The organism is Schinkia azotoformans, assembly GCF_035811335.1.
Taxonomy (GTDB): domain Bacteria; phylum Bacillota; class Bacilli; order Bacillales; family Bacillaceae_J; genus Schinkia; species Schinkia azotoformans.
In genome coordinates this window covers 80,050-93,601 of record NZ_JARSMD010000027.1, presented here as the reverse complement: position 1 = coordinate 93,601, position 13,552 = coordinate 80,050, and the positions used below count along the sequence as shown (strand labels likewise).

At 37.5% G+C, this 13,552-nt stretch carries 15 protein-coding genes; 6 read left to right on the top strand and 9 right to left on the bottom strand.

Features of this window, described 5'->3' with window-relative positions; translation table 11 throughout:
- Position 1: 1 nt before the first annotated feature.
- From crcB to P9E47_RS17165, 3 genes are all read right to left on the bottom strand, one after another.
- Entirely contained in the window at positions 2–382 is a 381-nt protein-coding gene (crcB, locus tag P9E47_RS17175; RefSeq protein WP_004430836.1) for a fluoride efflux transporter CrcB, read from the bottom strand.
- A 105-nt stretch (positions 383–487) separates the two neighbouring features.
- Positions 488–895: a hypothetical protein gene (locus P9E47_RS17170; RefSeq protein ID WP_004430834.1), complete on the bottom strand. Its 408-nt coding sequence runs from the start codon at positions 893–895 to the stop codon at positions 488–490.
- A gap of 60 nt (positions 896–955) precedes the next feature.
- Positions 956–1,285 (bottom strand): PepSY domain-containing protein, encoded by a 330-nt coding sequence (locus tag P9E47_RS17165; RefSeq protein WP_326164121.1) that lies wholly within the window; start codon positions 1,283–1,285, stop codon positions 956–958.
- A gap of 208 nt (positions 1,286–1,493) precedes the next feature.
- On the opposite strand from P9E47_RS17165, the gene P9E47_RS17160 reads away from it, so the two are divergent.
- From P9E47_RS17160 to P9E47_RS17150, 3 genes are all read left to right on the top strand, one after another.
- Complete coding sequence (locus P9E47_RS17160) at positions 1,494–2,807, top strand: cation:proton antiporter (protein ID WP_004430830.1); 1,314 nt, start codon at positions 1,494–1,496, stop codon at positions 2,805–2,807.
- A gap of 143 nt (positions 2,808–2,950) precedes the next feature.
- Positions 2,951–3,271 (top strand): YbjQ family protein, encoded by a 321-nt coding sequence (locus P9E47_RS17155; protein ID WP_004430828.1) that lies wholly within the window; start codon positions 2,951–2,953, stop codon positions 3,269–3,271.
- 3 nt (positions 3,272–3,274) lie between these two features.
- The gene (locus tag P9E47_RS17150; protein ID WP_004430827.1) at positions 3,275–3,499 is read left to right on the top strand and encodes a hypothetical protein; all 225 of its coding nucleotides are present in this window, start codon (positions 3,275–3,277) and stop codon (positions 3,497–3,499) included.
- Between the two features lie 212 nt (positions 3,500–3,711).
- Here the strand turns inward: P9E47_RS17150 and P9E47_RS17145 are convergent, their stop codons facing one another.
- The 5 genes from P9E47_RS17145 to P9E47_RS17125 all read right to left on the bottom strand — a co-directional run bounded on the left by P9E47_RS17145 (position 3,712) and on the right by P9E47_RS17125 (position 9,159).
- Positions 3,712–3,996 (bottom strand): hypothetical protein, encoded by a 285-nt coding sequence (locus P9E47_RS17145; protein WP_326164120.1) that lies wholly within the window; start codon positions 3,994–3,996, stop codon positions 3,712–3,714.
- Positions 3,997–4,075: 79 nt separating this feature from the next.
- Positions 4,076–5,257, bottom strand: coding sequence for a NupC/NupG family nucleoside CNT transporter (locus P9E47_RS17140; RefSeq protein ID WP_004430826.1), 1,182 nt, complete (start codon positions 5,255–5,257; stop codon positions 4,076–4,078).
- A 99-nt stretch (positions 5,258–5,356) separates the two neighbouring features.
- Positions 5,357–6,031: a deoxyribose-phosphate aldolase gene (deoC, locus tag P9E47_RS17135; RefSeq protein ID WP_004430825.1), complete on the bottom strand. Its 675-nt coding sequence runs from the start codon at positions 6,029–6,031 to the stop codon at positions 5,357–5,359.
- Positions 6,032–6,051: 20 nt separating this feature from the next.
- Positions 6,052–7,353: a pyrimidine-nucleoside phosphorylase gene (locus P9E47_RS17130; RefSeq protein ID WP_004430824.1), complete on the bottom strand. Its 1,302-nt coding sequence runs from the start codon at positions 7,351–7,353 to the stop codon at positions 6,052–6,054.
- A gap of 243 nt (positions 7,354–7,596) precedes the next feature.
- The gene (locus P9E47_RS17125; RefSeq protein WP_326164119.1) at positions 7,597–9,159 is read right to left on the bottom strand and encodes a flavin monoamine oxidase family protein; all 1,563 of its coding nucleotides are present in this window, start codon (positions 9,157–9,159) and stop codon (positions 7,597–7,599) included.
- Positions 9,160–9,372: 213 nt separating this feature from the next.
- Between P9E47_RS17125 and P9E47_RS17120 the strand changes: the two genes are divergently transcribed.
- The 3 genes from P9E47_RS17120 (at position 9,373) to P9E47_RS17110 (ending at position 12,191) form a co-directional block, all read left to right on the top strand.
- Entirely contained in the window at positions 9,373–11,172 is a 1,800-nt protein-coding gene (locus P9E47_RS17120; RefSeq protein ID WP_326164118.1) for a spermine/spermidine synthase domain-containing protein, read from the top strand.
- Between the two features lie 151 nt (positions 11,173–11,323).
- Positions 11,324–11,737 carry an adenosylmethionine decarboxylase gene (speD, locus tag P9E47_RS17115; RefSeq protein ID WP_004430820.1) on the top strand — a complete coding sequence of 138 codons (414 nt, stop codon included), beginning with the start codon at positions 11,324–11,326 and terminating at the stop codon, positions 11,735–11,737.
- Positions 11,727–12,191, top strand: a complete 465-nt coding sequence (locus tag P9E47_RS17110; protein WP_004430818.1) for a hypothetical protein — start codon at positions 11,727–11,729, stop codon at positions 12,189–12,191. Before speD ends, P9E47_RS17110 begins: the two co-directional genes overlap by 11 nt.
- 70 nt (positions 12,192–12,261) lie before the next feature.
- Here the strand turns inward: P9E47_RS17110 and P9E47_RS17105 are convergent, their stop codons facing one another.
- The gene (locus tag P9E47_RS17105) at positions 12,262–13,254 is read right to left on the bottom strand and encodes a spermidine synthase (RefSeq protein WP_004430814.1); all 993 of its coding nucleotides are present in this window, start codon (positions 13,252–13,254) and stop codon (positions 12,262–12,264) included.
- Positions 13,255–13,552: the final 298 nt, after the last annotated feature.

The following is a 13,552-nucleotide window of genomic DNA, read 5'->3' as shown; positions in this document are numbered from 1 at the left end:
CTTACACTCCCCGTCTTTTATTTGTAGAAAGAGAGAATCCAGTGTATGCTAAGTAATATCCACCTATTGAAGATGCCAATATATAAGTACATGCCGGGATCAGAAATCCTTCTTTAATAAATTGTATAACATCTATACTGAAGGTGGAAAAAGTAGTAAACGCTCCAATAATTCCTGTTCCAACACCAGTTACAAGCCATCCTGGTAATTCATAAACTTTAGCAATTCCCTGTAAATATCCTAATATAAAACACCCGATTAAATTTACGCAAAGCGTTCCAGCCGGATAGGAGTATCCTAGGTTAATAAACCAGATGAGAATGAAATATCTCAGTAAGGCACCGATGACGCCTCCTATACCTACCGCTAAATATATATACATGGAACACCCCGCCTTTATATATCTGTTTTATGTTTATGCAGAGCAACAAAAAAAAGAATCAGATCTGTACTCTGATTCTTCTCTATGCTTTAAATTGCCATTGTCTTAATCTTTATCATTTTTTTCATTTTTATCATCGTTATCATTGTTATACCATTCTTCTTCCCATTCGTCGGATTCATGCTCTGAGCACCAGCGATAACCTCGTTTGTAAAAGGTTTTAATATAGTTATTCAAATAGATATGTCTTATCTTTGTTTGATACGGTGTCAATGCTCCAACTTGGGAATAGACGTAAATTAAATCACTGTAATCATTGTAAATCCTACGATAAATTTGCTCCAGTTGCTTTCGTTGTGCCCAAGTCAGTTTCACTTTTTTTGTACAATCCATTTCTGGATCATTCAATTCGTTATCGGTTTGGTTAGTAGCTACAGCATTAGCCCTTGTGACGACTGGCGTGTAATCAAAAGCCCCAAAAAGGAGCCCAGAAATCATCAATACTTTTAACATTCTTAGAGAACCTTCTTTAACGTAGATTTTTAGGATATGAACGCTATTGAATAAATTTTTTTAGTCATCATAGCGTTCATCGTCATCATCGTCGTCATCCCTATCCCCTTTATTGCCCTCTCTCTCCACTTCTAACACTTTACCAGTAGATTTATCTATCTCCACTTCATACTTTCCATCCTTTGCTTGGATGATGATCTCATATTTGCTCTTTCCATCATCATCCTGCAAGTAGGCATTGAGAATTTCTCCTTTTACCTGTCCCAAAGCAATTTGTTTTGCCTTCTCCATACTTATTCCCTTAGATTCGACCTCTTGGGCATTGACAGATAACAGGTTAAAACTAAACAGGGTTAAAAGCAAAATAACAGTGGTGACTCTCTTCAACATTTTCATTCCTCCCTTTTATTTTTAGTTTGTTACATTTCATCAAAAATTATTTATAAAAATTCAACTCATTTTTTTAATCCTTTAACAAAGTTAGATTTTCTTAAAGTATAAAAAATTATTCTTTTCCATGTTCTTTACCCAAGCTATTTATGTAGCATGTCATAGTTTAACATTAGAAACAAAAATAAAACAAAGGAGTGAAAAACTGGTGTTTAGTTTAACAAGTGCAGAAATTAGTCATTTTTTGTTAGCGATGGGATGTTTGTTAGCAACCGCACATTTATTAGGATTTCTTGCAGAACGAATATTCATACCACGTGTAATTGGTGAAGTAGCGGCCGGTTTAGTACTAGGTCCGACCTTATTAGGGCACTTCTTCCCAGATGCATTTCAGTGGTTATTTCTAGGATTTCCAACTGAGGATAAATTGTTTGGACTACTTTACCAATTTGGTTTGCTCATGCTAATGTTTACCTCTGGTCTGAAGTTCCAAACCCAATTTAATAAAGAAGATATTAAGTTAACTTCCGGGTTAGTAATAGGAGCCACTATTCCCGCTTTCATTGTAGGTTGGTTTGCCGCGGATCTTTTTAATATAGCTCCCTTTATCGGTTCGGCAAATAATCCCTTAGCAATGAAGATTGTAATCGCAATATCTATCGCTATAACCTCTATCCCTGTCATTTCCAAAATATTTAATGACCTTGGCATTATGCATACCCGATTCGCTAAAATTGTTGTTGCATGTGCTGGAATTCATGACATCTTTCTCTGGGTTGCCTTAGGTTTTGCGACAACCCTTGCCAGTCAGAGTGGAGTATTCACAGTCAGTACAGCCATGTCAAGTCTCGGAACATCCATTGCCTTTATAGTGGGTACCTTTCTCCTAGGGTATTTCCTGTTTAAACGCTTAACCATTACTAAACAAAATCTACTATTTAGATCTTCGAATTTGGGTTACTTCCTGTTTATTATGTTTATTCTTGCTTCCATCGCAGGTAATCTTCATGTTGAAACGATTTTTGGTGCCCTATTGGCGGGTATTGTTGCTAAAGTTGCTTTACCGAAAACACTCTCAGAACGGGTCGAACAAGGAGTATCTAATATTTCATTTTCTTGGTTCATCCCTATTTATTTTGCGACAGTAGGGCTGCAATTAGACCTAGTAAGACATTTTAGCCTACTATTTTTCATAGGCTATTTATTATTTGCAACACTAACACAAACTTTGGCTGTTTATATCACATCCCGTATTATGAAACAAGACCGTTTCACAAGTTTAAATTTAGGAGTTGCTATTAATGACCGTGGCGGCCCCGGAATCGTTCTTTCCTCCGTTGCCTATACCGCTGGGATCATCAACCAAGAATTTTTCGCCATCCTTGTTATGCTGGCCCTAGTAACTTCTTGGATTCCCGGTACATGGCTCCGAATTGTAGTGAACAAAGGCTGGAGACTTATGCCTGGTGATGAAAATTTGGTTCTAAAATATACGAATGAAGAGGATAAGAAATGGGTGTAAATTTTAAAAGCTACACTATAACGAGATGTAAGATTTCTCCTTAAAGTGTAGCCTTTTTGAAAGGAAAAAATAATAATACTTATCCCCCAATCGAAGTAGAATAAGGATGTAGTAATCATTTAGTTAAGGGGGCTAATCTTTATATGATTATAGTAACAACAGAAAAGATTGCGAATTATAAAGTTACAGAAGTGTTAGGTCCAGTTTTTGGTTTAACGGTAAGGGCGAGAGGGATTGGTAAAGATATCTTGGCTTCCCTAAAGGGAATTGTAGGCGGGGAAATAAACCAGTATACAGAGATGCTTGAAGATGCGAGAAAACAAGCAATCGACAGGATGGTGAAAAATGCAACAGCAATGGGGGCAAATGCTATTATTATGATGCGCTTTGATTCTGGTGAAATTGGTCAGAATATGAGTGAAATTGTTGCATATGGAACAGCTGTGATTGTGGAAAAGGAATAACCAATGAAATGGATTTTAGGATTTTACGGTATCCAACTTCTCATTCTGCTTCTTCTAATCATCGGGTCTTGGCTTATATGGGACCGCCGTTTCAAAGCAAAACATGGTCAACAAGTACCTAAAGGCTTCGTTAGAACAAATGAAGTATCTATTGATCCAACTACAAACAAAAAATTAGTCGTTTATTTCAATCGAGAAACCGGTGAGCGTTTTTATAAAGAGGAATAAGTATGCGACCATTCATGGTGCATCTCAATCTACATTAGAATAGAATACAGCTTTCTCCCCGTACAGAGTATCTCATCGCAACGGTCTATAGGCAATCAAAATAGAAGTAAAGGACAATCTCACGAAGCATGGAGGTTGTCCTTATTGTTTATCTGTTAAGCTTATTTACTTATAGTACGGTTCTCTGCACTAATCATACCAGCAATTAATCGTTAAACTTGTTTATCCGTCATACCTGTCATCTGTCTGATTTCTTTATTTGTTAAATTCCGCTCTTTTAAAATAGAAAGTATTCTTATTTTAATAGCTTCTTTGTCTAGACTTTGTTGGCGCTCGTATTTCATATCTTCCTCTAACAAATCCACAATCGTTTTAAATCCCTTTTTTAGTGGAGAGGCAATAAATGTTAACTCAATATTGTTTCCTACTTCACGGTAAATTCTTGATACACCTAAGTTTGATCTGTTTACTAGTTTAAGTCTATCTAGTAAATCCATTAAATAATCAACTCGGTTTCATTACCTTTCATTTATGCCTCTGAAAATTAGTGAATTATGGCTTTCAAATCTCAACCATCTATAAAACAATACTTACAATGACAGCTGATAGCACACTTACTAATGTTGCACCATATAAAAGTTTTAAACCAAACTTAGCCACTACATTTCCCTTTTTCTCATTTAGACTTTTTACGGCACCACTGATTATGCCAATTGAAGAGAAGTTAGCAAAAGAAACAAGGAAAACAGAGATGATCCCTAATGTACGCGGGCTAAATGTTTGTGCCAGTTTTGCCAAATCCATCATCGCGACAAATTCATTGGTTACAAGCTTTGTGGCCATAATGCCTCCTGCCTTGACCGCCTCTGAAAAAGGAATACCCATAATAAAAGCAAAAGGCGCAAAGATATAACCCAGGATTTCTTGAAATGAAATACCGAAAATTAATTCAAATAAATTATTTATTGCAGCCATTAAAGCAACAAAACCGATTAACATGGCACCGACAATCACCGCTACTTTAAAACCATCAAGGATATATTCCCCTAGCATTTCAAAGAATGATTGGTCTTCAGCATCCTGTATTTCCAGAATATCCTCCTCCGGATTAACAGTATACGGATTAATAATGGAGGCGACGATAAATCCACCAAATAAGTTTAAGACAAGTGCCGTTACTACATATCTTGGCTCAATCATTGTCATATACGCACCGACAATCGACATCGATACCGTTGACATGGCCGATGCACAAAGAGTATATAAGCGATTAGCCGGTAAAAGGCCAAGCTGCTTTTTTACTGTAATAAACACTTCGGATTGACCAATCATGGCCGATGCCACTGCATTGTAAGATTCCAATTTCCCCATACCATTTATTTTGCTAAGTAATAAACCAATTGCTTTCATAATAAACGGCAGGATTTTTAGGTATTGGAGAATTCCAATCAGGACGGAAATAAATACAATCGGCAGCAGGACATTAATGAAGAATGGAGATTCCCCTTTATTAGCTAGACCACCAAACACGAAGGATACCCCGGCGCCTGCGTATTCCAGTAATTTTACAAAAACCCCAGCAAAAACTTTAATTAATTCCAGACCTAACGCTGTATTTAATAATAAAGCAGATAATATTATCTGAATAACAACCATAAGAATAATTGGTTTTATTTTGATGGTTTTTCGATTATTGCTTGCCAAATAAGCCATTCCAAACACAACAAGCAACCCGATGACCGCAATGATGTATTTCATCGTTTGTCCTCCAGATGGTGTAAAAATTCGTAGTTGATTAGTCACTTCCATCAATTCAAAAAAATTAATTCGTTACAAGAACCAGTCTATTACCGTTAGTTAATAAGAAGAAGATGAAGTTTCACCGTTTACAATCTCCACGCCTGAACTTGCGCCAATGCGATTAGCACCTGCTTTGATCACGGCTTCTGCATCTTCCAAATTTCTAACACCGCCAGAAGCCTTAACACCAATTCCAGGACCGACTGTTTTTCTCATGAGAGCAACATCTTCAATAGTTGCTCCGCCAGTGGAAAAGCCAGTAGATGTTTTGACAAAGTCCGTTCCGGCTTTAACCGCTAATTCACAAGCTTTCTCTTTTTCTTCATCTGTCAATAGACAGGTTTCAATAATCACCTTCGTCAACGCTTTCCCTTTCGCCGCGTCGACTACCGCTTTAATATCTGTTTCCACTAAATCGTACTGACGGTCCTTTAATGCCCCGATATTAATAACCATATCTACTTCATTTGCACCATTTTCAATCGCATTTTTTGTTTCAAATGCTTTTACTTCCGGCGTTGTTGCACCGAGTGGAAAGCCAATAACGGTACAGACCTTTACTTCCGGTGTGTTATGAAGAAATTCAGCTGCTGTTTCCACCCATGTAGGATTAATACAAACGGAAGCAAATTGATATTGTTTTGCTTCCTCAAGCAGCTTCATCACCTCAGCTTTTGTCGCATTGGCCTTTAATAATGTATGATCAATCAATCCCGCTAAATTTTTTGTCATGTTTTTCATCCCTTTTTCGATTATTGAATTTCTGTATAAATCAGTGTCGGTTTTACTACCTTTTTATCAGAAAGTTGGTATGCGGAGTAAATTTTCTCGATAACTTCTTGAACGTTTTCATTATTGCTATGAATCGTTACTAAAGCCTCACCAGCTTGAACATAATCTCCTACTTTTTTATGAAGCACAACACCTACCGCTAGATCAATAACAGACTCTTTCGTTGCCCGTCCTGCACCCAGCATCATGGCTGCCAGCCCAACTATTTCAGCCGTAATTTCAGAAACATAACCAGTTTGTTTAGCAGGAACAGCGATTGTATAGGAAGCCGTTGGAAGTTTAGATGGCTCATCTACAACCAATGCATCTCCACCCTGTGCAGCAAGAAACGTTTTAAAACTTTCTAATGCCTTTCCGTTTCGAATAGATTCCTCCAGCATTTCGCGTGCTTGCTTATAGTCAGTTGCCTTTTCGGCTAATACAACCATATGACTGCCAAGTGTCAAACATAGTTCATATAAATCTTCAGGTCCTTGGCCTTGCAGCGTATCGATCGCTTCTTTCACCTCAAGGGCATTTCCGACGGCAAATCCAAGCGGCTGGCTCATATCTGAAATAATCGCCTTTGTTTTCCTGCCGACACCATTACCAATATCAACCATTGTCTTAGCTAATTCCTTTGCATCCTCAAGACTCTTCATAAATGCCCCGCTGCCAGTTTTGACGTCAAGAACAATGGCATCAGCCCCCGCAGCAATTTTCTTACTCATAATGGAACTTGCAATAAGAGGAATGGAATCCACCGTTGCCGTAACGTCTCTTAATGCATACAATTTTTTATCAGCAGGTGTTAAGTTGCCGCTTTGGCCAATCACAGCGACTTTATTCTTATTCACTAAATCAATAAATTCTTCATTCGTAATTTCTACATGAAAACCTTTAATAGATTCCAACTTATCAATTGTACCGCCAGTATGTCCAAGACCTCTTCCTGACATTTTGGCAACCGGAACACCAACTGAAGCAACAAGCGGTGCTAACACAAGTGTAGTCGTATCACCAACCCCGCCGGTACTGTGTTTATCTACTTTTATTCCTTCAATTCCGGAAAGATCAATTTGATCACCGGATTGAACCATTGCTTCTGTTAAGTGAACACGCTCTTCCTTTGTCATGCCTTTGAAAAATACAGCCATAGAAAAAGCCGACATTTGATAGTCTGGAATCTCTCCATTCGTAAATCCATTTATCAAAAATTGTATTTCTTCTTTCGTTAATTCAAAACCATCACGTTTCTTTTCAATTAAGTCAACCATTCTCATATGACTTCCTCCTAAACTGATGAATATACCTAATTCTTATCTGGCATAGATCCATATCAAAAGCATTTTTATTCCTAATTAAAAAATCTTAAGGACACTCCTTAAGATTCAACAGATGAAAAGGATTTATTCGTAATAATAAAGATCAACATAACAGTAGTTACCTACTGAACAAATTATGTTGATATAATACTTATTGGGATATGACTAAGAAAGACAGATCCTAGCCTGTCTCTCTTTATTTTACTTTACTTTTAAATCCTCCAGTACCTCTTGTGATGCCCTCTCTCCAGTTTCAACTGCTCCATTTAAATATCCTTGGAAAGCTACTGATGTGTGCTCACCTGCAAAGAAGATGTTACCTTCACGTTCTCCCGCAATTCCAGCAAATTTCGTATATTGACCAACTTTGAAATATGAATAGGACCCTCTTGACCACTGGTTACTTAACCAGTGGTCAACTGTAGATAATCCTTTCCAGTATTTTTCGCTTCCTGGCAAAACAGGTTTTAGCTGCCCGAAAAAGGATTCTGTGATCTCTTCTAGTTGCTCTTCTGTTAAAGCATTTATATTGGCAGCCGTTCCTGCCCCCGTATAGTTAACAAGAATGCCCGACTTACCTTTTTGAGCACGAGAAACCTCCCAAGTATTCTGATACCCGGTATCCGAAAATGTTCCACCATTGGTTCCAAGCTTTCTCCAGAACCGATTTGAAAATTGTGCATGAAGTTTCGTATTTACTCCCACTCCAATCTCCTCAATGGCCGTTACTTTTAAGGAACTAAATCCTGCATCCTCGTAATCAATCAATCTTAATATTCTAAAGGGAATAGTTAAGACAACCTTTTCCGCAAAAACTTCCCACCTGCTTTCACTGTTTCGAAAGACGAGTCTTATTTCACCTAGACTATTTTGTTCAATCTTCATCAACTCTGCATTAAATTTAATTTGTCCATCCAGCTCCTTAGCTAATAACTCTGGAAGTAGGTCATTTCCACCCCTTATATGGAATTGTTCATCTGAATCTCCAAATATATTCAAGGAGCCTTTTGGGGAAAAACCTAACAAATAGAGTAGATTTAATGCACTTTGCTGATCGGCATCTGCTCCATATTCAATTGTATAGGCTAGTACCAATAATTGACCAAACTTTGAATGGATGCCACCAGGCACAATTTCATTTATATAATCAACGATAGACATATGATCAAGCTCAAAGCCGCGCTCTGTAAAACTATTATAAAGTGTAGTTTCTCCCACTTCTTCAAGATCCTTTTGTAGTTGAGGATAAACTCCTAAAAAGTCCTTTGTTGCTTCTTCTAAAGTGTATGAGGATCCCTTAAGATAGTAACGCGGTTCTGTTCCTTTTGTCTCAGCCTCAATTAAATTATCTAATTTTAAATTAAACTCTTCAGCAAGATTTCGAATCTCCATGTGACCAGTATTGATCAATTCTCCGCCACGCTCGACAATTTGATTTTCTTTGAAAGCACCCCTTCTTGTCCAACACCGCCCCCCAACCCGATCCGTCGCCTCGTAAATAGTAGATAAAATCCCCGCCTGCTTTAGACGATATGCACAAGTAAGGCCTGCTAAGCCCGCTCCCACAATAATAATTCTTGGAGCATTTTTCATTTCTCTTTTTAGATTAGAATATTGTCCTTCTTCCATGTTTGGATAGACAGGGCTTTTTGAAATATTTCTATCAGGTTGAATCCCTTTTTCGTTCCTTTTTTGTTTCTCCATTTCCATATGTGCCGCTGCAAAAGCTCTCTGCACCATACTAGCCAATGGCGTATGTGCCAAATAAAATCCTCCCCTTTATTTACTATTGAAAAATAGAAAAATGTTTTATTGGCAATATATGCTTGGCTACATTAAATTGAAATAGTTCATGTTAATTAACTTTAAATATATGATGAGAATTCCCCTATTATTGTTTCATGTGAAACATCATTCACGAAACTGTTCGCTTCTTCATATAATTACAATAAGTTACTTACTAGAGGTGATATAATATTGAGTAATAATAACAATCAGGATTCCTTCCGTGGTGATATTTACGATTTGATTGAACTTCAACAATTATTAGCTGGTCCTCACAAAATCATTTTTAAGGGTGCAAGTCCATATCAGAATGTGCTTTTGATAGAAACAATGAATATACGTTTATACCAGAATAATGAACTTAAATGGAATTCAATGGATGAAAGAATTTTTCATGAGGCTTTAGTACATCCATCCATGCTTTTATCGGAACGGCACGATCGTATCCTAATCATCGGCGATGAAAGTGGATTAGCATTACGAGAAGTCCTTAAATATCCAAGTGTTAACCATGTCAATCTAGTGGCACTATCCCCCGAAATCCTTTTAGCCGCTAAAAATACTCCAGAAATTATTGAGCTTAACGAAGGTTCCTTCTCTGATAAACGTGTTCAAATCTCAGATACCAATATAGATGATGTTCTTATGACAGAGAAGCAGAAATTTGATGTTATTATCGCCATTCTGCCAGAAGAAGAGAGCCTTTTTTTTACCCAGGAATTCTTTCTCCAACTGTCCAACCAGCTTACTGACAGCGGGCTAATGGTTTGTACGTCCTCATCTCCGAAAGATGCCTCTTTGGAATACTGGAGTATTTCAAAAACATTAGAAAGCGTGCCATTATACAATCTCAACTACCACGTCCATGTTCCCTGGTTTGGTGATTGTGGATTTCACCTGGCTGGAAAGAAACCCTTAAGATGGAGTGAAGAGAAAAAAATTGATGTGCCGAACAGTTCCCTTCCTAATAATCTAATGCCATGGTTTATATTTTCGGAACAGGTCATGTCATTCAAGAATAAAGCCATTGTTATTGTCAACTCCTTAGATTCCCTTTCATTACGCAAATTATCTTCCTCAAGTGAAGCCTCTACCACTCCAGCAGAGCAAGAGGCTGATGTCGATCCGGAAGAACTGAAAGAGCTTCATCATCTTCTCTCCAATCCTCACCGTATTTTATACGAAGGAATAGAGGGGGATCATGTATTAGTTTTGGAAACAACTGATGTTCGTCTTTATCTAGATAAGCAACTACAGTTCAGTTCATTAGATGAGGAATTCTATCACGAGGCTCTTGTTCATCCTGCATTATCCATAAGCCAAAAACGGGACAGCATCCTTATTGTAGGCGGCGGTGATGGGTTGGCTATTAGAGAAGTCCTAAAATACCCTGATGTAAAGCATATAGACTTAGTAGATCTTGATCCATTAATGCTCGACATGGCTAGTAATATTTCTGCGGTTGTTTCCCTTAATAAAAGCGCCCTACACGATAAGCGGGTATTCATTCATCAGCAGGATATTCAAGTATTCCAACGAAACCAAAAGGACCAATATGATGTCATTATAGTAGACTTACCTGACCCAGGCGATGAAGTCTTAAGCCGCTTGTATACTGTGGAATTTTTTAAGGAATTATTAAATCTTCTAACGGAAGACGGTATTCTTGTTTGCCAATCTCATTCACCAGAATATGCTCCATTAGTATACTGGAGTATCGGGCTTACACTTATGGAGACAGGAATGCATGTCCAAAGCTACCATATAAACGTTCCTTCCTTCGGAGATTGGGGATTTCATTTGGCAGCAAAAAAACCTTTGGCCGTAGATGATATAAAATTAACTATCCCGAATACCACAACACTCCCTGAAGACCTTTCAACCTTGTTTGTCTTTTCTCCTATGTTACAGTCGGTTTTAATGGAAGCACAGATAAATAGTTTGTCTGATTTAAAATTACATGAAATTTATCGGCAAGAATTTAGTCAGTAATAGGGACTTAAAAATGTGTTCTTTTTAATAAAGAACGCATTTTTCCTTTTATATAAGTCCATTTTCTAATAACCTAGGGCAACCATACAAGTTATTTTTCTAATATTACATACCATAGTTTAAAAGGTAAACGGAAGGGAATGATGGAATTTTGGTCAAAGAAGGAAAGCATATTATTATTGATGGATTCGAGTGCGATTCTTCACTTTTGGATAATATCACATATTTAGAGAAATTGTGTAAACAAGCAGCTCTAGACGCAGGCATGGAAATTTTATATTCTTACTTCCACCAATTTGAACCTCAAGGCGTAACAGGAGTACTAGTTTTATCGACTTCACATTTGTCCGTTCATACATGGCCTGAAGAGGGATATGCTTCCTTAGATTTTTATACATGCGGAAAGCAAGATCTTGATCGCGAAGTGGAATTTCTCTTAAAAGGATTGTCTTCAAAAAAAGCAATGGTGTACTCCATTTTACGCGGAGTTTCATATCCTCAGCTAATTAAACATTTAGAATACCCTGAACAAATGATTTATCAAGGCGAAGTCTATGAGAACTAAAAATGTAAAACCCTATACTTATGGATCCTTGTATAAACAAGATCATCCTGACGATGGAATTCTCCCTATTATAGCTGGAAACCTTGTTAATTTTAATATAGCTGGCCCTTACCAAAATACTAGACCTAATGTCGCTACAAACAGAATTACAGTTTTTAAATCAGGTGTATATCATATAACAGCAAATGTATCTGTTATCTTAGAGGAAGAACAATTTGCTGAATTCACTATCAACTTAAGTTCGAATAAATCTGAACCACATCCACTTGTTGGATCCATTTTTGACGTAAATGGCATCAGTATTATTACAGGAACAACTGTTCAATCATTTTTGAACGCTGGTGATGAAGTGGGGATTTATATTGCTAAAGCCTTTGCTCCTGGAGACAAACCATTAAAATACAACAGGGCCGCACTAACTTTATTTTTACTCGATGAATTTCTAAAAAATTAGCCAAGCAAGCATTGACTTCATCAAAGCTTGCTTGGCCTGTTTTTTTTACTTTTTTATTAGCAAACTGGCATTAATCATCCCAGCAATCATCTACAATTTCTGCAAGTACTAGGTTATGATCCGTTTGAATTTTATTGTTTGACCTGCTTTTAATATAGTTATAGGGAAAATGAAACATATCCTGAACTCTCTCCTTAGATAGGAAACGTGTAGGAATAGAAGGGGTGATATCGTCAGGCAATAATGGACGATTTGCCGCCATACAAAATCCATAATCGTCTTCATATTCCGCAATGACATCAAAATGATAAGGCAAAACATGAAAACCTGCATTCACTAAGGTAGCTTGCACACACCAAAGGTACTCTGGTATCCAGGCTAGTGAGGGACAAGAGATAGTAATCACGCCACCTGGTTCCAATCTTTCTTTTAAAAGCCTAAAGAATTCCCGACTGAAAAGCCTGCATAGTTCTGGACATTCCTCGCTCGGCTCCGGAATATCTATGAAAATGGCATCCCATTTCCCTTGAGTATCTTCAATAAATTTTCGTCCATCTTCGATAACTGTTCGTACTTTTGGGTGGTTTAATGCACCTTTATTAAATTTGACGAGAGGTTCTAAATTTTTACCAAAATCCATCATAATGGAGTCTATATCTAGTGTCGTGATCTCCTTCACTTCAGGATACTTAAGAGCTTCTCTTGTTGTAATGCCACCACCACCACCAATTATAAGAATGTTCTCCCGTTTAACAGTGACTGCCATCGGCAAATGAATTAATGCTTCAGCATATATTTCATCGTCCTCTGTTGTTCCAAACATTACATCTCCATTCGCATATACAAGCGTTTGCCCTTGATTGTCAACCAAGGCGATTCGTTGGGTCGGTGTTTTAACACGTTTGATAATACGATAATCTCCATCAGGCTCCTCATCTTCTGATACATAATCTCGAATAGAACCACTACCCAAAAAGCGCCAATAGAGCCAGACTAGAACTTCAACGAGAAGGACAAGAGCCGCACCTGTGACAATCCAACCAAATTGATTTAAGCCAATCATTTTTTCCCTCCTTCTTCCAACATATAAATATGTTATGTATTGAAAGAAGGAGTGACTGAGGCAATTTAAAAGAAATTTTTCACTAATCATTATTTGCCCTGTGACGGGAAATTCGCCTAAAATATCATTAGAAATCGCCTTTTTAAAAACCTCATTTACTTATGATAAGGTTCACCCCACCTATTTAACCAGCAGTTTATTACAAAAATATATAATATGGAAACTAATAAAAAAACAGTGCCTGCTACCCGCCGAATAATGTCGATGAATTCGACAAAAAACGGGTGGACAGGCACTT